Annotated in this window: 14 protein-coding genes; 10 read left to right on the top strand and 4 right to left on the bottom strand. The window is 45.6% G+C overall.

What is annotated here, in order from left to right; all coding sequences use genetic code 11:
• Positions 1-338: 338 nt before the first annotated feature.
• Positions 339-1,547, top strand: a complete 1,209-nt coding sequence (gene rocD / locus QVP94_RS16145) for an ornithine--oxo-acid transaminase (RefSeq protein WP_022192986.1) — start codon at positions 339-341, stop codon at positions 1,545-1,547.
• Between the two features lie 3 nt (positions 1,548-1,550).
• Positions 1,551-2,447, top strand: a complete 897-nt coding sequence (rocF, locus tag QVP94_RS16140) for an arginase (protein WP_022192985.1) — start codon at positions 1,551-1,553, stop codon at positions 2,445-2,447.
• Positions 2,448-2,552: 105 nt separating this feature from the next.
• Here rocF and QVP94_RS16135 read toward each other — a convergent pair whose 3' ends face one another.
• The 4 genes from QVP94_RS16135 to QVP94_RS16120 form a co-directional block, all read right to left on the bottom strand.
• Complete coding sequence (locus QVP94_RS16135; RefSeq protein WP_022192984.1) at positions 2,553-3,824, bottom strand: hypothetical protein; 1,272 nt, start codon at positions 3,822-3,824, stop codon at positions 2,553-2,555.
• A gap of 129 nt (positions 3,825-3,953) precedes the next feature.
• Entirely contained in the window at positions 3,954-6,404 is a 2,451-nt protein-coding gene (gene tamL / locus QVP94_RS16130; RefSeq protein WP_288213302.1) for a translocation and assembly module lipoprotein TamL, read from the bottom strand.
• A 2-nt stretch (positions 6,405-6,406) separates the two neighbouring features.
• The gene (locus tag QVP94_RS16125) at positions 6,407-11,023 is read right to left on the bottom strand and encodes a translocation/assembly module TamB domain-containing protein (RefSeq protein ID WP_022192982.1); all 4,617 of its coding nucleotides are present in this window, start codon (positions 11,021-11,023) and stop codon (positions 6,407-6,409) included.
• A gap of 29 nt (positions 11,024-11,052) precedes the next feature.
• Positions 11,053-11,727, bottom strand: coding sequence for a TonB-dependent receptor (locus QVP94_RS16120; protein WP_008780639.1), 675 nt, complete (start codon positions 11,725-11,727; stop codon positions 11,053-11,055).
• Positions 11,728-11,904: 177 nt separating this feature from the next.
• Between QVP94_RS16120 and QVP94_RS16115 the strand changes: the two genes are divergently transcribed.
• From QVP94_RS16115 to ruvA, 8 genes are all read left to right on the top strand, one after another.
• Positions 11,905-12,690 (top strand): inositol monophosphatase family protein, encoded by a 786-nt coding sequence (locus QVP94_RS16115; RefSeq protein WP_008780640.1) that lies wholly within the window; start codon positions 11,905-11,907, stop codon positions 12,688-12,690.
• A 226-nt stretch (positions 12,691-12,916) separates the two neighbouring features.
• Entirely contained in the window at positions 12,917-14,647 is a 1,731-nt protein-coding gene (locus tag QVP94_RS16110; protein WP_008780641.1) for a tetratricopeptide repeat protein, read from the top strand.
• An 88-nt stretch (positions 14,648-14,735) separates the two neighbouring features.
• Entirely contained in the window at positions 14,736-15,101 is a 366-nt protein-coding gene (locus QVP94_RS16105; RefSeq protein WP_008780642.1) for a DUF3244 domain-containing protein, read from the top strand.
• A gap of 618 nt (positions 15,102-15,719) precedes the next feature.
• Positions 15,720-17,618 carry a 1-deoxy-D-xylulose-5-phosphate synthase gene (dxs, locus tag QVP94_RS16100; RefSeq protein WP_009276429.1) on the top strand — a complete coding sequence of 633 codons (1,899 nt, stop codon included), beginning with the start codon at positions 15,720-15,722 and terminating at the stop codon, positions 17,616-17,618.
• A gap of 20 nt (positions 17,619-17,638) precedes the next feature.
• Positions 17,639-18,976: a Trk system potassium transporter TrkA gene (trkA, locus tag QVP94_RS16095; RefSeq protein WP_005861043.1), complete on the top strand. Its 1,338-nt coding sequence runs from the start codon at positions 17,639-17,641 to the stop codon at positions 18,974-18,976.
• Between the two features lie 9 nt (positions 18,977-18,985).
• Positions 18,986-20,440, top strand: coding sequence for a TrkH family potassium uptake protein (locus QVP94_RS16090; RefSeq protein WP_008780644.1), 1,455 nt, complete (start codon positions 18,986-18,988; stop codon positions 20,438-20,440).
• 11 nt (positions 20,441-20,451) lie between these two features.
• Complete coding sequence (locus QVP94_RS16085) at positions 20,452-21,339, top strand: SMP-30/gluconolactonase/LRE family protein (protein WP_005861047.1); 888 nt, start codon at positions 20,452-20,454, stop codon at positions 21,337-21,339.
• 65 nt (positions 21,340-21,404) lie between these two features.
• Positions 21,405-21,995, top strand: coding sequence for a Holliday junction branch migration protein RuvA (ruvA, locus tag QVP94_RS16080; RefSeq protein WP_008773941.1), 591 nt, complete (start codon positions 21,405-21,407; stop codon positions 21,993-21,995).
• Positions 21,996-21,997 lie beyond the last annotated feature (2 nt).

Here is a 21,997-nt window from a genome sequence, read left to right as displayed (position 1 = left end):
GTTCGGCTGAGGCATGGGTTGTCGGCCTGTCGGGTGCCAGTCGTGCCCGGTTCGCGGTCGTTCCCGGCGAGACGAGATACGCCCTTCCCGCGGGAGTCTATCTTGTCCGGATAGCCGACCAGACCTATAAGGTACGGATACGGAACTAAATGTTGTTTGTCTAATGTGCGAGGGATGCCCTTGTTTCTCCTTGGGGAGAGCGGGGCATCCCTTCTTTTTTGTGGATATGTTTCTTAACATACCTACCCGTAATCAATTGGTTAGCCGCAAATGCTTATCTTTGAGCTATCCCGATGTAAACGCTTACAATATGACAGTCATTTAAACTCAATTATAGTATGAAACCGGAAGATTACATTACCAGAGAGGAGAAGTATGGTGCCCACAACTATCATCCCCTGCCGGTCGTTCTCAGAAGAGGCGAAGGCGTGTTCGTGTGGGACGTGGAAGGAAAACGTTATTTTGATTTCTTGTCCGGCTATTCTGCCTTGAGCCAAGGACATTGTCATCCTAAGATCGTGAAGGCCCTGATGGAGCAGGCGGAGAAGCTTACGCTCGTATCCCGTGCCTTTCATGCGGATATACTGGGTGAGTACATGGAATTTACCTGTAAGTTCTTCGGATATGACAAGCTCTTGCCGATGAATACGGGGGCCGAGGCGGTGGAGACGGCCTTGAAGCTTTGCCGCCGGTGGGGATACCGTCGGAAAGGGGTCGCCCCGGAGCGTGCGAAGATCGTAGTTTGTAGCGAGAATTTCCACGGACGTACGATCACGATTATCTCTATGAGTACCGACCCTAGTTCCTACGCCGATTTCGGTCCTTATACGCCCGGGTTTATAAAGATACCCTATAATCATGTAGATGCGTTGGCCGAGGCCTTGAAAGATCCCGATGTAGTAGGCTTCTTGGTGGAACCGATCCAAGGTGAGGCCGGGGTCGTGGTGCCCGACGATGGTTATCTGCGGACTTGCTATGATCTTTGCCATCAGCATAATGTGTTGTTTATCGCGGATGAGATACAGACAGGTATCGGTCGTACCGGTAAGCTATTGGCTTGCGATTACGAGGGGATTCGCCCGGATATCTTGATCTTGGGAAAGGCCTTGTCGGGTGGGGTCAGTCCGGTCTCGGCGGTATTGGCGGATGATGAGATCATGCTAACGATCGCTCCGGGAGAGCACGGTTCTACCTACGGGGGCAATCCATTGGCGGCGAAGGTAGCTATCGCCGCCTTGGAGGTGGTACGCGACGAGCGTCTCTCGGAGAACGCTTTCAAGATGGGTGAATTGTTCCGTAGCGAGATTGAGAAGATCGATAATCCGATGATTAAGAAAGTACGGGGTAAAGGCTTGCTGAACGCTGTCGTGACGGAACCCAAGAATGGGAAGACGGCTTGGGATATCTGTCTGGCGTTGAAGGAAAATGGCTTGATAGCTAAGCCTACCCACGATCATATCATCCGCTTCACGCCTCCTTTGGTGATTACTGAGGAGCAAATGATGGAAGCTATTGGTATCATACGAGATACATTCGCTAAATTCTAAGGTATGAAAATAAATGTAATAGGCGTTCCCTTGAACTTGGGATGTGATCGGGAGGGCGTAGAGCGTGCCCCGAATCACCTCCGGGAACGGGGATTGATGAAGTTGATACGGGGAAACGGGCATCGTGCTTTCGATCTGGGTAACTTATATGTGCCTCCGGTTAGCGAGGCAGATAAATTCGCCCGGGGAAACAGCATGAAATACTTGGATGCCATCGTAGAGGTGAATAACAACTTGGCGGAGTTGGTTTATGATACCTTGAGAGGCGGCGCTTTCCCCTTGGTAATCGGTGGGGATCATTCGCTGGGTTTAGGTAGCGCCTCGGGCGTGGGTAAATGTTATGATGATTTCGGCATTATCTGGCTGGACGCTCATGGGGATATCAATACCAGCGAGACTTCTCCCAGTGGTAATATCCACGGGATGCCTCTTAGCGCATTGATGGGGATGGGAAGCGAGGAGCTGGTGAATGTCTACGCACCCGGGAACAAGGTGAACCCGCAGAACGTATTCTTGGTCGGGACCCGCAGTCTGGATGAAGGCGAGTGGGATTTGATCGAGCGGGAGAAGCTGAGTGTCTATACGATGGAGACGATCCATCTGAAAGGCATCGGCTTCGTAGCGGAGGACATCAAGCGGAAATTGAAGGAACGGAAGATCCGCAACGTGCATTTCAGCATAGACGTGGATAGCATAGACCCCCGTTTCGCCCCGGGCACGGGAACCCGTGTGTGTGAGGGACTGATGCCGGATGAGTTCAATAACTTCGTGGATCATATGCTATCGACAAACTTGATTAAATCGATGGATCTGGTAGAGCTGAATCCGGAATTGGATGTGAACGAGCAGACTACGAGCCTTTGTCTGCAGATCATTGATTATATTACCGCCCGTCTATAAGGAATCTAAATTCCATGGTTTATGATAAGAGTGTGAAAATGAAGTCCCCTTGTCCCGGTTCAGACCGGATACGAGGGGACTTGAAAATACGATATGTCTATCGGTTTATTTCATTTTTCGGATATTGGCGTAATTGAAGCTATCGCTCAAGAAATCATCTTCGCTGAATTTATAGCCTTGAGGGCCCCAGTTGCCCATAGCGAGCATGGCGATCATCTTCATCGGGTTGAAACCGCTCATATCGCCGCCGGCGGCCGCTAGAGGAACGGACTCCATCAGCTTGCGCATGGAATGTGGATAATTCTCGTTGATCACCATGTTGCGGTATAAGGCAAGGATTCCATCTCCTTGCTCCTTACGGTTCCAAGTCAGTATATATGTACCGTCGTTGGCTTCCGCCTTCGCTTGGAGATCGGGCAGTTTGGCGGAGTTGGCGTCCGCTATGATAAAGGTTACGAAACCTTCCTTGTCCACTTTAGGCATTTCTTTGTCGTAAATAGAGGCATACGAGTAGGTCTCGGCTGACCCAAGGCATATGGACCAGTATCGTACATCGGCGGTGGCGTATTCGCTTACGCTTTTAGGAGCCGTAGGAGGGATGAAACGGAAAGTTGCTACCTCCCCTTCGTTCAGTTTGATGCGGGCGAATAGGTATTCTGCCGGGCTGTTCGGGTACATTAGGCTCAGCGGGGCACGCATGAACGGGAGTTGCGGCAGGTCGGTGGAGAAATCCATCGGCGGCAAGTTCAACGATTCGTGGATGTTGCAGACCTCACGCTTCGGGAAATCCACTTCCTCACCTGTAGTCACATTGAAAGCTTGGATAGCAGGCATGTCCACGCCGCCATACTCATCGCTGCTATATTGTTTCGCCAAGTAAAGACGCATGAAAATGGAGACCATATTGACATCTTCCGGAAACTCGCATATGTTCTTCATCGAGGCACGTGCGCTGGCGGGGGTGTTAGCGGGAATGATGTAAATCGTATAGCCATTTGCTCCGTAGTCGTCTGTTTCCTTTACATAGGGGTTGATGGAGCTGTCATCGGGTTGGATATTTACGTCTTCAATGCTGGATACGTCTATTTGGGTCTCGTCGTTATAAACCGTGAAATTGAAGAAGCGTGACTTCGGGAACTTTCCAGTCAAACGAAGGCCGATGTTTGGATTATCTTTGTAAGAATAGGTGTATTCCCAATAATCGGCATAGATATCAGGAAAGGCCAGTAGGGTTTGATTGTCGCCTCGAAGCGTCTTGCCCCATTGTTCCTTGGGTTCCGGGTTGTTGATTTGAGGGGTATTCTCATCATCGTCGTCGCAAGCGGTGAACATACCCACAGTAAGGGCTACCAACATTAAGTAAAAAATCTTCTTCATGATTCTGTTCGTTAATTAATCTGTTTGTTATTAAAATGAGAGCGCAAAAGTATCTCATTTCCAATTAGGGTTGACCTATTGAAAATGAAATACCTTGGATAAGACCACAGAATCCTAGGAATGGAACAGCTAGAAGGGGTATCCGATAGCGAAGTGGTAACCCATGCCGTCCTTGAATTTCGGGATATTGTAATAGCCTTTCTTTCCGGTATCGTAAGGGAGATGCAGACCGATACCCACGTCGAAACGGATGACGATAAAGGTGAGGTCGTAACGCAGGCCGAAGCCGGTTCCCAAGGCTAGATCCTTGAGGAAGCTACCCCATTTCAGTTGTCCGCCGGGACGATCCGGATCGTTCCGGATCAGCCAGATGTTACCGCTGTCGAGGAAAGTGGCCCCATGCAGGTCGCCAAGGATCGGGAAGCGGTATTCGAGGTTGGCCTCGAATTTAAGATCACCCGTACGGTCGATGTAAGCGTATTTATTGTTATCGCTGTTTTGATAGTAGCGTCCGGGACCGATGCTGCGGATCGTAAAAGCACGGATGCTATTCGCTCCGCCGATGTAGAATTGCTCGTTATAAGGGGAGGTACGGGCGTTGCCGTAGCTATAAATAGCGCCGGCCATTAATCGGCCTACGAGATATTGCTTATGCCCGAGGGCGTAATTATAACGTATCTCGGCGGTTCCCTTGATGAATTGGGCGAAGGGGTTGCCGAGTAATTCCTTATCCTCTTTATTGAATTTCTTCCCGGCTAACGCATAAATCCCATCCAAGACAAGGCCCGCTTGGGTAACGGATGCCTGCCACCAAAGATGGTTCCGGCGACTGGTAATCGGGGAATCATCATAGGTATAGGTATAGTTCATGGCCGGGATGAATTGATTTTGCAAACTCTTTTTTAGAGCCTTATTCACGTTGGTAATGCTGTCGAACTCGTGCGTGGTATGCTGGAGCAAGTTGAACGTCAGCTTGAAAGGGGTGATGGAATGATGAGACGTGGCAGTAGGCTGGAACTCATACGAGGCGTCACCACCGAATGCCAGCAACTTGAAGAAACGGGCCCGGTTCATCTGGTCCGCATAGAGGCGGAAGGTGGTGCTGGCCGGGAAATTCATGTCCCGTTTGCTGAATGTAGGGAACAATACCCGTGGGAAAGTCAGCGTGGTAGTCAAGCCTAACTCATAACTGTTGATCTTGGAGTTGCTACCATCCAGCTTGTTGCCGGTCTGCCATTCGTAAGAGCCGCGGAGTTTCACGCCGAAGGTCTCGCCCCCTCCGAAGACATTCCGTTTGGTCACGCTGAAAATGGCGCCCGGACCCACTTGGTCGTTGCTCTTGGCGGTAACGTTCAACTCGAGCTCGCCGTCCAATGGAAGATCGTAGACCGTATTGATCCGCAGATCCAGCGTATCTTGACGGCGCATGGTATCACGGGGGGAATATTGCAACTCGGCATAACGGAAGATACCCAAGCGGGACAGGGCGGTTTGCGTCCGTTCCTGCGCCCGCTGGTTGTAAAGTTCCCCCGGCTTGAAATATAAACGGTTGTAAATGACCGAGGGGCGAACCCTTAGCTTGCCCTCATAATGGATCGTAAGGTCCTTATAGCGGATCGAGTCCGTGGGAGTCTCATTCTGGTAACCGTTTAGCCAGACGGATATATCCCCGAGCTTCCAAGGGCGGAGGGCCGAGGGGGGCAGGCTTTCCTTCGGGGCCACCCGTAAGGCCACTTTCCCGGGGTTCAACAAGGTATCCGCTTGATAGGTGATGAAATCGGGACGGAAATAGTAATAGCCGTTGTTACGGAGCAAGGACGAGATGCGTTCCCGCTCGGCTTGCAACTGGACAACATTGAAATTCTCTCCTTTGTGGAGGATACGATCGCCGATCGTGGCATCGATCAATGAGTCGGCACGGTGACGGATATGGACGTATTGGATGCTGTCTAGCGTATACGGATCGTTCATGGTGACGCTATATTCCAGCTTCGCCTTCCGGGGATTCTTGGGATCGGGTACGACCTCGAAAGAGGTCTCTCCATTGAAATAACCGTATTCGTTCAATAGGTTCCGGGCTACCTTGACACGGACTTCCGGGTTCACGGTGGTGATCAGCACCGGTTTCGACGCCAGCTTGTTGAAGATCCACTTGCCGACCTTCCCTTTCTTGTTCACGAAAGCGTTGTAGACCCACAGGCCGAAGGGGAAGGGCACCCGGATCGAGGAGCTTCCCAGCAAGGCGTTGTTGGGGGGATAGGCTAGGGCGGCCTCGACCTCTTCCAAGGCGGCTTCGCCGGGTTTGGTCTTATCCTCGTTCTTCACCTCTATTTTCTTGATACCGGTATATAGGACCGCTCCCTCGGGAAGGTTCTTCGTGGTGGAGCAAGAGGTGAATAAGAAGGCCAGCAGCCCGAGTAGCGCCAGCGACGATAGGATCGCTCTTTGGGTAGACACCCCCCCTCGCCCTAGGGAAGTATCCTTCCCTGCTTTGGGAAGGCATGTTTCCCTGCTCTGGGAAGGCATGTTTCCCTGCTCTAGGAGGGCATCCTTCCTAAAATATATTAAAACGTTTTTCATATTCATTCCTTTTCTGTTTCCTCTTTCACTGGTTTCACTTTCGTTTTCTTGAAGTTGAATAGCTCCCTGAGATGCATCATTTTCTTGCGGAGTACGATACCGGCCCCGGTCTCCGTGATCTCGCCTTCCAGCAGGCTCTCGTAGTTCTTGTCGTGGAAAAGTTTGACGTAACGGGAGCCACTGCTGTCTAACCGATATTCTACGGATACGTTATCGATGAACGGCTGCGCCTGTCCATTGTTAATGTTCTCGCCGGTAGAGATACGGCCGCCTAGAACCACACGGATACGGTCATTATAGAATCGCTTGGCGAAGCGGAAGGAGTAGTCGGTACGGGTACCACCTCCGGCGTCGCCATTATCGTCGTACGTCTCCATGCCGAAGCTGATATCCACGGATTTCAAGGCACTTCCGGCGATGTTGTTGATCTCGCTTTGCAAGAAGCTGGTCAAGGCGTCTCCCATATTCATGTTCACTTTGCCGCCACCACCGCCACCGCCGAGGTACATACCGGTCACGAGCATGCTGACAGCCAGCTTCGCCCGTTCCTCCGGGCCTTTCGAGGTCAGTTCCTCCTGCATCGCCATGTCTTCCGGGGCGGTGAGGGTAAATTGCAACCCTAGGTTCTCCAGTTGTTGGGTCAGTTCGATGCCTACGTCGAAATTCACCAAGCGGGGCGATGATTGCCCGGTTAGGGTGACGGACGTACGGACTCGCTCGGTAGCCGTAAGGTTCAAGGTCGGGTCCATGGGGTTGCCCGTCCATTGCACGTAGCTACCCTCTTGTACGTTGAACTCCTTCAATGGGATCACCGGGATGGAGTACTTGATGGTTCCCCCGGATAGCGTGTAGCGTCCGTTCAAGAACATATCGCCTTGCGGGGTATACTGGAAGGAAAGATCGCCGCCACCCTCCAGATTGATATGGTTGGACTGGTCGGGACTTAAATCCACGTTCGCTTGTACGGCGGGATCGATGTGGATCGTCATCAGCATGTCCATGCCTCCCATCGGCAACGGGGGTTTACGAGGCATGCGCCGGCGTAAGGTATCCGTGAAAGAGGTGAAGGTTACCATGTCCGACATACGGTCTTGCACGGTCAGCGGGGAGTCTTTCAGCACGTAGGTGATATTCGTCCCGCCCAATAATTGCAAGTCGCCTCGCATGGTCAAGGCATCCAACGGCCCGCGTACGGTAGAATTCAGGTTGACGAACAGCTTTCCGTAGACAAGGCTTTCTTCGTTTTTCTTAACGTTCAGCAGTTGCAAGTTATTCGCCGTTAGTTTAAGATTGGCGGTCATGCGGGATAAATTGTTGAAATCCACTTCTCCGTTGATGATAAACGGATTCTTGTTGTATGCGTAAATACCATATTGGTTGAACAAGATCCGGTTGTTCTTTATTTCTATCTTTTTATCGTCGAAACGGAAGGTAGAACCTGCGGCGCCTACATAAACGGAGGCGGTATCGAGAATCAGATATCCCTCGGCCATGGGTTTATCGCTTTGTCCGCTGATAGCGAGCGTACCATCGAGGTCTCCGCCCATTTTCGCCATATCATCCGGAATGAACGGGTTGGCGATATCCAAGGGGAAGTGCATGAACTCGACAGTACCGCTGATATGGTCGGTCTCGCCCATCTGGTATAAGGCGGTAATGGCACTCACCTCTTTCCGGTCCCGGAAAAGGTGCATATCCACTTGATGGTTCCCCTGCTCTAAAGGTAGATAGACTGCGTTGAACATGAGTTCGCCGACCCGCTCGTTCTCATAATACAGATCATCAATGTTCATATCCGCCACGACCATGAAGGCCGAGTCGGAAGGAGCGTACTGGAAATCGGCGTTCAATATACCTTTCATCGGCGGGATATAGCTGAATGCGTTGGAGATAATCCCAAGGTCGATCTGGTTCAACTCGGCGTGGACTTCCTCCATCTCGTCACTTTCCGCTTGGGAGTGTATCCACAAGGCGGCGTTATTATCTCCGCTGAGTCGCAGGTTCGCCTCGATATCCTTCATGCTGCGTACCACGACGTAATTATCCGGGTTCAGCTTGAAAGGGCGGAACGCTATGATCGGGTCATCGGGGAAGAGATGGAACTTGACCCCGTTCTGTATCTTATCGGCCCGGATTCCGAGCAACAAGCCGGTCTCGCCTTTCCCGTCCTTGAAATAAAGGCGGGCGTCGCCGAAGCCATAACGTATTTGCCCGTCCAGCCCGGCGCTGAAAGGTTGTTGCTGCCTGTATTTATTCTTGATCACTTGGGCGCTATAGAGTAATCCGAGCGAATCTTGGTGCATCTCTGCCCGGATGGTATCGATCTGCATCGTATCCCGTGCCAGATCGTAAATGGAGGCATCCATGCGTATACCCGTTTCCGGTGAGGTATAGGCGTTCATGGCGATGCTCTTGAAATCTACGTAATAGGTTTGGAGATAGTTGTAGATCGGATTGTCCTGTCCTGCCCGTACCTCAAGGTACATATCGGGGAGGAGCGGGCGAAGGATCTCCAGATTGACAGTCGAGTCCCGTTCCAATTGGAGGGTGATATCGTTCGATACCTTAGTCAACTTATCCGTGATGTGGTGTATGCAATCATTACCCGTGAGGATGATCCCTAAATCCCCGGCGTGGAAAGACACACGGGTGGTATCGATATCCGTCCGGGCATGCAAGGTCAGCGTTTTCGGCTTGAAACTTTGTTTTGGGGTGACGACCTCCCAGTTTCCTAACGTAACGTCGATCGTGTTATCTTCATCCAGATTACTTTCTACCTCTGCGAAGAGCTGGAAAGAGGTGGCGAAGGGATTTGCCATTAAGTGCATACCCTGTAAATCCATGTTCTCCACATCCGCTATCAACATCGCCTTCACCTCGTGCTTGTGGAGGGTCGCGTTTAAGGAGACATCCATTTTCGCCAACGGGTATTTGCTAAGCAGATCCACTTTCAGTAAGTTCTTTTCCAGAGAGCCATCGATGGATACGTCTGATACCGATGAGGCGCCGTAGCGTATATCCGATATCTTACCGTCCAGTTTGGCCCATGTACGTTCAGAGAAAGGGTCTGTGCCCCGGCCTTCTGCTTTAACAGAGGCGGTCAGCCAAAATAGAGAGTCTTTGGGCATGAAATGGGTAGGTTCCAGACTGTCTATCCGTAAATTAGCCTCATAAGCCAGTTGCACCGGATTATAGCGGGCGGTCAGACCTACTTTGCCTTTATCTTGGGTAAGAACAAGCTCGGTGCGGTATTCTTGATTTGCGACTGTAGCTTCCCCCTTCAACTGAATTCCTGCCGGAATGGCAAATTGATCCCGTTGGGAGGCGGGAAGCATCGCCAGCAAAAAGTCCAGATTACCGGATCGAGCCTTTAACTGAATCTCACCGGTTCGCCGGATGCTATCCGTCACGGACTCCATGCTACCCGTGACGTTCATCTGAAACGCTCCCGGCAGCATGATATCGCCTTGTGTGATACGTATACTGGAGAGGTTGCCTTCTACGCCAGCCGTAATAGCGAGAGGCTTGTCCGGATAGGCTTTCTTGAAATCCTCCGGTAGGGAACCTGCCGCTATCAATAAATCTTCTTTCCCCAACGAGGCGTTTAACAGGGCTTTCATGCTACCTTGTGGGTGGTCCTCGAGGGAGCTCCAAGGGATAGTCGCTGTCAATCTCACTTCGGAATTTGGTGTCTGGAGAAGTAGGTCCGGTACGTCTATCTGTTCATGGTCACTCCGGACATTTCCTGCCAATGCCGAAACCTTGAGGCCGGAACGTTCTTCCACGAAGAATTCCTTGATGTGGGCGTTTATTTCTTTTCCTTGATATAAGATGGAATCGATAGAAGTGTTCAGGTTCGTTAAACTAATATGGGAGAAATCGAGTCCTTGCTCGGGTGTCGCGTAATTCCCGTCATAAGCGAATGTAGAATTCGTTATGTCAAAGTTTCTCGCCTTATATTGTTCCGCTCCAATATCTACGAGGCCGTTATTTAGCCCGGCTTTATTAACGAAAGCCGTAAGGCGTAAGGAATCCGAGGGCATTTGTAGGGCGAAGGCTACCCGGTCCAAACTGATTTTATCCAGCTTGAGTACCCAGTTCAGAGGTGTGGAAGTCGTGTCTTCTTTCGAGGTTGAATCATTTAATAGAAGGGTAATGGCGGTATCGAATAAATCTATGGTATTAAATGTAGCTTTCTCCTCGGACAGGTCTATACGATCGGCGTGCAGGTAAAGCTTTCCCAAGAATCCTTTGATTTCCATACCTTCAATCATAGTCCCGGTGTTAACCTTTACGTTCCGGAGGTCGATCGCCTCTACCAATACTTGCTTCCGCAAAAGAGGAAGGGCACGAACCCGTACCGTCAAGCTCTGTAAACTCAACAAGGTATCGGCGGGAGGATTTACGACCTCGACACCCTTAACCGTAAGGTCTAACGGGAAAGATAGCCTAATCTGCTCGATCCCGATTTGCATACCAGTCACTTTTCCTGCGTATTCGGTCGCTTTCCGTACCGCGAAGTTTTGGAAAGGAGGTATATATAGTAATATAGAGAGTAACAATACCAATGCGATCGGTATTAGGCATATCACTCCTATCCGTTTAATCCATACTCTCATGTTGATACGTTTCTCTTTTTCTTATTTGTTTATTTGCCTGTTTTTATGACGATCGCTCCGTTTGCGCCTCTTACCCCGTATTCACCGGCGTCTTTCAATACTTTTAATTCCGAGACATCTTCGACGGGAATCGTGTTTAGAACAGATAGGTCCATCGGTATACCGTCTACCACTACTAGCGGGTCACTAGGACTGTTTAGGGAAACACTCGCACGGATGCGTACGGAACCATCGGCGAATGTTATGCCACTCATCCTTCGTAGTAGGCAATAGAGATCCCGGCATCCGGTTTTCTGTATCTCTTCTTTATTCATAACGCTTGAGCTTACTATTTTGTTTCGTTCCCTTTCCATAATTTCTTTCAGGGCCTCATCCGGTTCAAAACTACGCTTTGCGTTGAATGTGCTATTCTCTAAAGTAATGGTTATATAATTGTATCCGTTGACTGGGACTTTGACTACATTTCTTGTTTTCTTAATAGTGACGAACAAGGTATCATTCAGGTTAGCCCCCGGGATGGTGAATACGCCATGTTTGTTCGTTTTCACGGTGATCGGATTCTGACTGCCTAGCGTGACCGGATAGCGTTTGATTATTTTATCGCTGATGTCACGCAATACACCGACTAAAGTATCATTCTGTGCCAAAAGTATTTGACTGCTGAATGATAAGATGATGATTGAAAGATAATGTATTGTTTTCATAGCTCAATCTTTTTAGCTGAACATAACACAAAGATAATATAATATTTCTTAAAGGCAGAGTTTTAGGGCAAATTCGTAATAGGTATTATTTTTACGTTTCTATGTGGTCTCATTTGTCGCTAAAATGAGATTACTATAAATGGAAATCATTACATTTGCCAAAATAAAATGAACGGTATGGAATTAGATTTAGCCTATTTGTGTAAGGAGGTTCGAGAAATAGCTCGTGCTTCTGCGACATTCTTAAAAGAAGAACGCCGAAAGTTTGACCGGAACTTAGTAGAGGAAAAAAGTGCTCATAACTATGTATCTTATGTGGATAAAGAATCGGAACGACAGATCATAGAGGCTTTGTCTACTTTGCTACCCGAGGCTGGTTTTATCGCGGAGGAAGGCTCTGGAAGTTTGACCGATGAGGAATATTGTTGGGTAATTGATCCATTGGACGGTACTTCAAACTATATTCATGATATCGCGCCTTATTGCGTGAGTATCGCTTTAAGAAATCGGAAGGAGTTATTGTTAGGAGTAGTCTATGAGGTGTGTAGGGACGAGTGTTTTTATGCAGTGAAAGGTGGTAAGGCTTACTTGGATGGGAATGAGATACATGTATCGGATGTCTCAGTACTGGATAACGCTTTCATTGCGTTGGGTTTCCCTTATAACTCTGATGCTTATCGTCCGGTAGCCGCTCATTTGGTTGATAGGTTGTATGGTTTTGCGGGAGGTACCCGTTTGATGGGATCTGCCGCCGCTGAACTGTGTTATGTGGCAGCAGGACGTTTTGATGCCCGTATAGAGGCCTTTTTAGGCCCTTGGGACGTAGCTGCTGGTGCCTTGATTTTATTGCAGGCCGGAGGAAAAATATCAGATTTCAATGGAGGAGAGAACTGGGCTTCGGGTGAACAGGTAGTTGCCAGCAATGGCAAGGTTCACTCTCTTGTGTTGTCTTTGTTGCCCTAATACTAGAGTAATCCTGCGTATTCTAGTGCTTCTGTGTGTATTTAAAAGGTAAAAGAGTTTAAACTTACTTCTTATTTGCGGGGTGTTTGATCCGTTTTGATTTTCAAAACAGATGGAGGAATACAAATACCCGTAAATCCTTGTATGTGTCTAATTCAGTAAAAATCAAGACTTTTAGGATTAGAGATTTTACTTACATTTGTGGAAAATAAAAATGTTACAGAGTATGAAAAACAATCTATACGTCTTTTTTCTGTTCTTTATTACTGGACTAATGTCATGTAGCCATCACTCAGGTCTATATGAACATGCGGAAAAGATAATGTCCCAACATCCCGATAGCGTTTTAACATTGCTATCAACAATACAAGATGTAAATGATCTTTCAGAAAAGGATCGTGCTATGTACTACCTACTTTTGACAGAAGCTCAAAATAAGACTTATATCAAACCTACTTCAGATTCGTTAATTACAATAGCAGTTGAATTTTTTGATAAAACGGAAGATTGGGAAAGAAAAGCAAAAGCTTGGTATTATAGAGGGAGAATAAACCAAGACCTAGGTGATGCTCTTCATGCGCAGGATTATTATTTGAAAGCGTTACAGGATGAGAGTAAGGTAGAAGATCATGCGCTACTAGGACGAATATATAATAGCATAGGAATGTTATATACATATCAAAATGTGTATGAAAAGGCTCTTCCTTACCAAAGGAAGGCTTTAGATCGCTTTGCTTTAATGCAAGATTCTGTTGGTATATCGTATGTTTTGAGAGATATAGGGAGAACTTTTACTGCTTTAGAAAAGAATGATAGTGCAATAGCATATTATGAACAAGCTCTTCTTGTTTGTAATAATCGTAATAAGCCTTTGGTGTATGGAGAATTAGCCAGTTTGTATATAGATAAAGGAGAATATTTAAAAAGTTATAAATATATACAGAAAGTTTTGAGTTCTCCCTCAAAAAGAATTTTGTTGGATCCTACATATCTTACTTTAGGAAAACTTTTCCATAAAACAAATCAGATAGATTCTGCCTATTTTTATTTACGACTTTGTACAAATAGCCCTATTCTTAAAACACGTGCGGGTGCTTTTTACTATTTGGCGCAATTAGAATTAGAAAAAAAGCATTGGAAGTATTATGCTATCAATCAGATACAATATGAAGAATTGAGAGATTCTATTAATTTGATTAAGCAGACTGAGTCAATTCGTAAAATGGAGAGTTTATATGATTATCATCAAGCTGAATCAAAATTTTTGAAAGCGAAGATTTTGCTTGATAAAATGAAGATAAGATATTTATATATGTGTTTGTTTGGTGGAATTTGTCTGATTTGTGTTGTAATGGGGGCAATATGTGTATATTTTTCTCTGAAAAGAAAAAAGATGAAACTGTGTGAGCAACGAGAAAGACTATTTGCTCTAAAGAAGAAGAGAGACGAAGATCAAATACGTCTTGAGCATAATGAAAAGATGATCCAGTGCTTGGAAAAGCAACTGGAAGAGTCTTCCATGGCCTATACTGAAAAAGATAAAGAACTTATGGCTTTGCAAAAATTAAAATTAGAAGCTGAAAATCAGACTTTAAAATGCGTTAAAACGGAAAAGCAGCTTCTGATTGAGGAATTTTGTATGTCGGATATTTATTATAGATTCCACCTTAAAGAAGAATGGAGGCCTAAAGAAGAGGATTGGGATGAGTTGTTTAAGGCTATAGATAATACATATGACAATTTTACTCATCGTTTAATGGGTGTCGCTCCTAGATTAACGATGACAGAATTGCGGGTTAGCTGTTTAATTAAAGCAAATGTTCCTCCTGTTACTATTGCTATGTTGATTGTGACAACTCCAACTAATGTTTCAATGATAAGGAAACGATTATATGATAAAATTCACTCAGAGAAAGGTTCTTCTGAGAAGTTTGATAAGTTTATACGTGACTTTTAATAGGATTGTGCATAATTTGTGCAATTAGTAATGCCTTGCTTTTTAACTAATCATGCTATGTTTGTTTCACAATTAATACACATTTGTTATGAGAAATGCATTTAAATTTGCTGTTTTAGCAGTTATGTTGTTTTTAGTTCAGTTTTCTTTTGCGGATACTATCCCTACAGAAGGACAATGGAATGAGGAGGATTATTATCGTTCCGTTAACACAAACCGTCCTCCAGTTGCATCAATCGAAGGAGACATCCTTTCCTTGAGCTTTGAAGATGATTTATCAAACTTGACCGTATGTGTCATGAATGATAAAGGAGTGAAAGTCTATGAAGATGTTGTTTCTTCAGAGGCAGGTGGAACTTATTCTTTCTCTTTAGCGGGAGAAGCAAATGGCCAGTATCAGGTTGTGTTGTTACATCGATTGGGACACTTGACCGGTAGCTTTACCTTGGAATAAAAAATTAAGAGGTTTTGTAAGAAGAAAGAGCTGTTAAGCTTCTCGGTAAAATAGGAAGCACAGCTCTTTTTTATTTGGACAACTGTACCATATACGAGTCTTTACTTGAAAACGTATCTATGTACATGTTTTACCACTAAACGTATCATTAATCAGCCGGGAGCCATTCTGTTTATTGTATATTTCTTGAAAATAGGCTTCATTGTAGCCTGCTTTACTATCCATAGAAATAGCGATTAGTATTAATAGAAATTCAAAATACTATGGATACTAATCGGAGTTTGGATAGATACGATTTTATTGTATGTTGATTATTAGGTGTATAGGTAATAGTTTGGAAATATTAGACTTATTGTGCTTTTTAAGAGATCAAATTTGGTGTGGTTGGGCTATTTTTATTTCCAAATGGTGTTATTTCATGACTATATTATAACTTGAAAAATTCATAGTTATGAAATTCACAACTCATAACTATGTTTTGAAAAAAACATAACTATGAAATTTTATAGGATTTAGCTGTTAAAATCAATATGGATTTCCCCCTTGTCTAAGAAATGACAGGACAATACTATTATATATGCCGTTTATTCTGTATTTTTGCCAGAAAAATTAGCAGACATGGCTGAAAGCAAAGTTGAACACCTATTGGATAGCATTCATTTTCCGGAAGACTTGAGACATTTGTCACAGGATAAGTTGGAGCAGGTATGTGCCGATTTGCGTCAATATATTATCGATGTTTTGTCTGAGAATCCCGGCCACCTAGGTGCAAGCCTTGGTACGGTAGAGCTGACAGTCGCCCTTCATTATGTATTCAATACCCCCTATGACCGTATTGTCTGGGATGTCGGGCATCAAGCTTACGGACATAAAATACTTACAGGAAGGAAAGATATTTTCCATACGCTCCGTAAGTTTAAAGGAATTAGTGGCTTCCCTAATCCTGCGGAAAGTGAGTATGACGCTTTTATCGCCGGACACGCCTCAAATTCAATCTCTGCGGCGATGGGTATGTCGGTAGCCTCGGCCTTGAAGAAGGAACTGGATCGCCATGTGATCGCCGTGATCGGGGATGGCGCTATGACCGGAGGACTCGCCTTCGAGGGGTTGAATAATGCGTCTGCCAACCCTAATAATTTGTTGATTATCCTGAATGATAACGATATGGCGATAGATCATAGCGTAGGTGGTCTTAGCCAGTATTTAGTGGATATAACGACGAGTCAAGCCTATAATAAAATGAGATACGATGTGTATCGAGGCTTAAAGAAGATCAAGCTCATCAATAACGATCGCAGGGAAAACATCTTACGTTTTAACAATAGCCTTAAAGCATTGCTTACCCAGCAACATAATTTATTTGAAGGCTTCAGCATCCGTTACTTTGGTCCGGTGGATGGGCATGATGTAAATTATCTGGTGAAGGTATTGAATGATATAAAAGATATGCAAGGCCCTAAGCTGTTGCACATCAAAACGAAAAAAGGAAAAGGCTTTAAACCTGCGGAAGAGTCCGCTACGGAATGGCATGCTCCCGGAAAGTTCAATAAGGAAACCGGCCAGCGTATTATCGTTCGTAAATTAGATGAGCCTCAATTATATCAAGACGTATTCGGTCATACATTGGTAGAGCTTGCGGAGAATGATGAACGTATTGTAGGCGTAACTCCGGCTATGCCTTCCGGTTGCTCGATGACTTATATGATGAAAGCCTTCCCGGATCGTGCGTTTGACGTGGGAATTGCGGAAGGACATTCCGTAACTTTCTCTGCTGGATTAGCTAAGGAGGGAATGATACCTTTCTGCAACGTGTATTCCTCGTTTATGCAGCGTGCGTATGATATGGTTATCCATGATGTAGCTTTGCAAAAACTACATATGGTGATCTGTCTGGATCGTGCGGGATTAGTGGGAGAGGATGGAGCTACACATCATGGCGTGTTTGATTTAGCATATCTTCGTCCGATACCGAATTTGGTAATCGCTTCCCCATTGAATGAGTTGGATTTACGGAATTTGATGTATACAGGCTATGCCGCTTTTGATGGCCCGTTCGTAATTCGTTACCCTAGAGGTAAGGGGGAGATGAAAGATTGGCGTAACGAGATGCAAGTATTGCCTATAGGAAAAGGGAAAAAGTTGTGTGACGGGGATGATATCGCCGTACTTTCTATCGGACCGATCGGAAACGAGGTGATCAAAGCCATCGAGATGGTGAAAGAAGAGGGGGTATCGATAGCCCATTACGATATGATCTACTTGAAACCGTTGGATGAGGAGCTGTTGCATGAGATCGGGCAGAAATATAACCGTATTATTACGGTAGAGAATGGAGTGATAAAAGGAGGTTTTGGTAGCGCTGTCCTTGAGTTTATGGCAGACAATGGCTATACGCCTCATGTAAAGCGTATCGGAGTGCCGGATGCGTTTATCGAGCATGGTTCTATACCGGAACTGTATCAATTATGTGGTATGGATGCCGAGAGCATCGCGAAACAGTTGAAAAAGGAGAATTGATTATTGTCAATTAATAAAATATGAAAATTGTCATAGCCGGTGCGGGAGAAGTAGGTACACATTTAGCGAAAATGTTATCTCAAGAGAATCAGGACATCATTTTGATGGATCCGAATGAGGAACGGCTGAATTTCTCAAAATCTAGCATGGAGATTCTCCCTATGGTCGGGAATCCGACCTCGCTTAGAGATTTGGAGGAGGCGGGGATCAAGAAAGCGGACTTGTTCGTAAGTGTTACTCCCGAGGAGACTACCAATGTGACGGCTTGTATGTTGGCTCATAATCTAGGAGCGCATCGTACGTTGGCCCGAATCAATAACTACGAATATTTATTACCCAAAAATAAAGAGCTGTTCGAGAAACTGGGAATCAACTCGATGATTTACCCTGAGATGTTGGCGGCTAAGGAGATCGTGACAGCTGTACGCCGTCCGTGGACACGCCAATATTGGGAGCTGTTTGGGGGAGCTTTAATTCTGATAGGTGTTAAAGTTCGGGATAATTCCCGTTTGGTGAACCGGGTATTGGCCGAATTGCTAAATGAGCAGAAGCTATATCATATTGTCGCTATTAAGCGAAAGAACGAGACGATAATCCCCCGTGGTACGGACCGGATAGAGTCTGGTGACATCGTGTTCTTTACGACGACCCGATCTCATATAGAGGATGTACGCTTACTGGCCGGAAAGAAAGATCCGGAAGTAAAGAAGGTTATTATTATGGGAGGAAGCCGTATCGCTATCCGTGCTTGCCAATATTTACCTAATAACATCCGGGTAAAAGTAATTGAGGCTAATAAAGAGAAAAGTCATCGAATCGCTGAGGTTGTTCCTAGTAATGTCTTGATTATAAACGGAGACGGCCGTGATACTGATTTGTTGATGCAAGAAGGCATCAAGGATGCGCAGACTTTTATAGCTTTGACGGAAAATTCCAGCACGAATATATTGGCATGTCTGGCCGCTAAGCGTTTAGGTGTGTTTAAGACAATCGCTAAGATTGAGAATATTGATTATATCCAATTGGCGGAAAGTATGGACATCGGTTCGGTTATCAACAAAAAGCTGATAGCGGCCAGCCATATCTATCAATTTCTTCTGGATGCGGATGTCTCTAACGTGAAATGTTTGACCTTTGCGAATGCGGATGTAGCGGAGTTGGTGGCTCGACCGGATTCAAAGATTACCAAGAAACAAGTCAAGGATCTCCGTCTGCCGAAAGATATGACTCTCGGTGGGTTGATTCGTGACGGTGAACCTATGATGATCAAGGGTGATACTCAGATACAGGCATACGATCATGTTGTCGTATTCTGCTTGGATACGGCTATGCGTAAGCTGGAGGACTACTTTAACTAGTTGATAGTTATGTTGAACGTACGTTTTATAGTGAAGATGCTAGGGGTGATGTTCATCCTTGAGACTTTTTTTATGCTGGCTGCTACTGTCGTAGCCTTCCTTTATCGGGGGAGTGATGTATATCCGCTTCTTATTTCAAGCGGAATCTTATTCGGGACCGGTTTTTTGTTCTACTCTATGGGCTTTAAGGCGAATGAACACTCGGCCGGCCGGCGGGAAGGAATGTTGATCGTGACATTGACATGGATTTTATTCTCTTTATTTGGAATGTTACCATTCTATATAGGAGGATATATAGATAATGTGACCGATGCCTTTTTCGAGACCATGTCCGGATTTACGACTACAGGCTCTACTATTTTAACGAATATAGAAGCGTTGCCTAAAGGTATCTTATTCTGGCGGAGTCTTACACAGTGGCAGGGAGGTATCGGTATGGTCGTATTCACCGTGGCTTTGATGCCTATTTTCGGGGGTGGTGCCTCGCAGATGTTTGATGCCGAAACGCCCGGTATAACCCATGAACGTTTTCGTCCTCGTATTACGCAAGTCGCTAAACGCCTGTGGGGGGTGTATGTTTTTCTGACACTTTTTTTAGTCGGCCTTTTATGGGCTGGTCCGATGAATTTGTATGATGCGGTAAATCATGCGTTCACGGCTATATCTACTGGTGGATATTCAACCAAAAACGCAAGTATCGCTTATTGGAATTCCTCTTATATAGAGTATGTAATAACTATTTTCATGTTTATCGGAGCTACCAATATGACATTGGTTTATTTCTGTTTTAATGGAAATGTGAAGAAATTGATTAAAGATGAGGAGTTTCGCTGGTTTTTCTTTTTTGTTTTAGGCGCTATTATCGTTGTCATGGTGTGGATCTTGTACCTTGGATTCGCCTCGGATGTAGAGAATGCGTTCCGTAAGGCGGCTTTCCAAGTGGTGACCTTGGTTTCTACGTGTGGATTCGCTACGGATGACTATATTCCTTGGGGACCGTTTTTCTGGTTTATCGCATTGATCTTGATGTTTATTTGTGGATGCGCCGGATCTACTTGCGGTGGCTTGAAGATGGGACGCTTCGTTATTTTAACGAAGAATCTCTCCAATGAATTTAAGAAACAGACACATCCCCATGCGGTGATTCCAGTACGAATGAACGGGCATGTCGTATCTGGTGATATCGTACATCGTGTGTTAGCTTTTGTGTTCGCTTATATTACGTTAATCGTGGTGAGCTGTTTGGCTTTATCTTTGGATGGGATGGGATTTTCGGAGGCGATTGGTGCCGCTGTTTCTGCTATAAGTAACGTAGGGCCCGGCTTGGGAACGCTTGGTCCGGTAAGTAATTTTGCGGATGTTCCCACGGTGTCGAAATGGTTTCTGTCTTTTTTGATGTTAACAGGGCGTCTGGAGATATTTACGGTATTAACGATATTAGTCCCCGGTTTTTGGAAACAGTAAAATTATTGAAAATGAAAAGTATACAGGTCATTGCTAGTCTGCTGTGTGGTATTCTGTATTGTGGGATTTCTTTAAATGCCCAGAATGTATTGAAAGCAACAGGTTGGATGCCAGAGCACACATTTACTTCCGGAATAGAAGGTCCGGCTGTAGATAGCGAAGGAAATTTATATGCCGTAAATTATAAGAAAGAAGGGACGATCGGTATTGTACGCCCAGATGGTAGCCATGGCTGTTTTCTCGTTTTGCCGGAAGGATCTACCGGGAATAGTATCCGCTTCGGGAAAGACGGAAATATGTACGTGGCGGATTATACAGGGCATAATATCTTAAAAGTGGATATGAAATCTAAGAAGATCAGCGTATTCGCTCATGAGCCAAAGATGAATCAACCAAACGATATTGTATTTGCCTCCAATGGAAATATCTATGCGAGTGACCCGGATTGGCCGAATCAAAAAGGCCAACTTTGGTTGATTACCCCGGATGCGAAAGTCTCCTTATTGGAGACGAATATGGGAACGACTAATGGCATCGCTGTGAGTGAGGATGGTAAACGCTTGTACATTAATGAATCTGCTCAATTAAAAGTCTGGGTATATGATATATGCCCGGATGGTACTTTAAGGAATAAACGTCTATTTCATACTTTTGAGGGGTACGGTATGGATGGTATGAAGTGTGACGAGAAAGGAAATCTTTATATTTGCCGTTATGATAAGGGTACTATAGCTTTGTTAAATCCGCAAGGAGATTTAGTTGAAGAGATTCAATTGACAGGAAAACAGCCGTCTAACTTAACATTTGGAGGACCTGATCATCGTCAATGTTATGTGACATTGCAGGATCGGGGTTGTTTTGAAACCTTTAAGGTTCCTTATCCGGGAAAAGAATGGTAACCCGATATACGTTTTTGATTAATTTTGCGTTATAATTAGGTACGGAATATTAAAAAGATATATAGATGATAGAATATATAAAGGGTGAAATCGTGGAACTTACACCTACACGTATGATTTTGGAGTGTGGTGGTATAGGCTACGAGCTGAATATATCCTTGAATACATATAGTGCGTTTGGGAACAAGACTACCGGAAAAATATATATATATGAGGTAATCCGGGAAGATGCTCATTTACTATTTGGCTTTGCCGAGAAAATCGAAAGGGAGTTGTTCCTTTTGCTTACTTCCGTTTCTGGAGTGGGACCGAATACCGCACGCATGATCCTTTCTTCTCTGCCGCCATCCGAATTGGTTCAAGTGATCGGTTCGAAGAATGAGGCCGCATTGACTGCCGTGAAAGGGATTGGTTTGAAGACGGCCCAGCGTATCTTGGTAGATTTGAAAAATAAGGTGAAACCTATGGAGAGTATGGCCGGAAACTTGCCGGAGGCATCAATCTCTAATGGAGCGGTAACCGAGGAGGCCGTAGCCGCATTGGTTATGTTGGGTTTCCAGAAAGCGGCTTCGCAAAAAGCGGTATCCGCTATTTTGAAAGGCTCGCCCACTTTAGCTGTGGAACAAGTAATTAAAACTGCGCTTAGAATGCTTTGATA

Source organism: Parabacteroides sp. CAG:2, assembly GCF_000436315.1.
Classification (GTDB): Bacteria; Bacteroidota; Bacteroidia; order Bacteroidales; family Tannerellaceae; genus Parabacteroides; species Parabacteroides distasonis.
The sequence above is the reverse complement of the archived record's forward strand: the minus strand, read 5'-3'. Positions and strand labels throughout refer to the sequence as shown.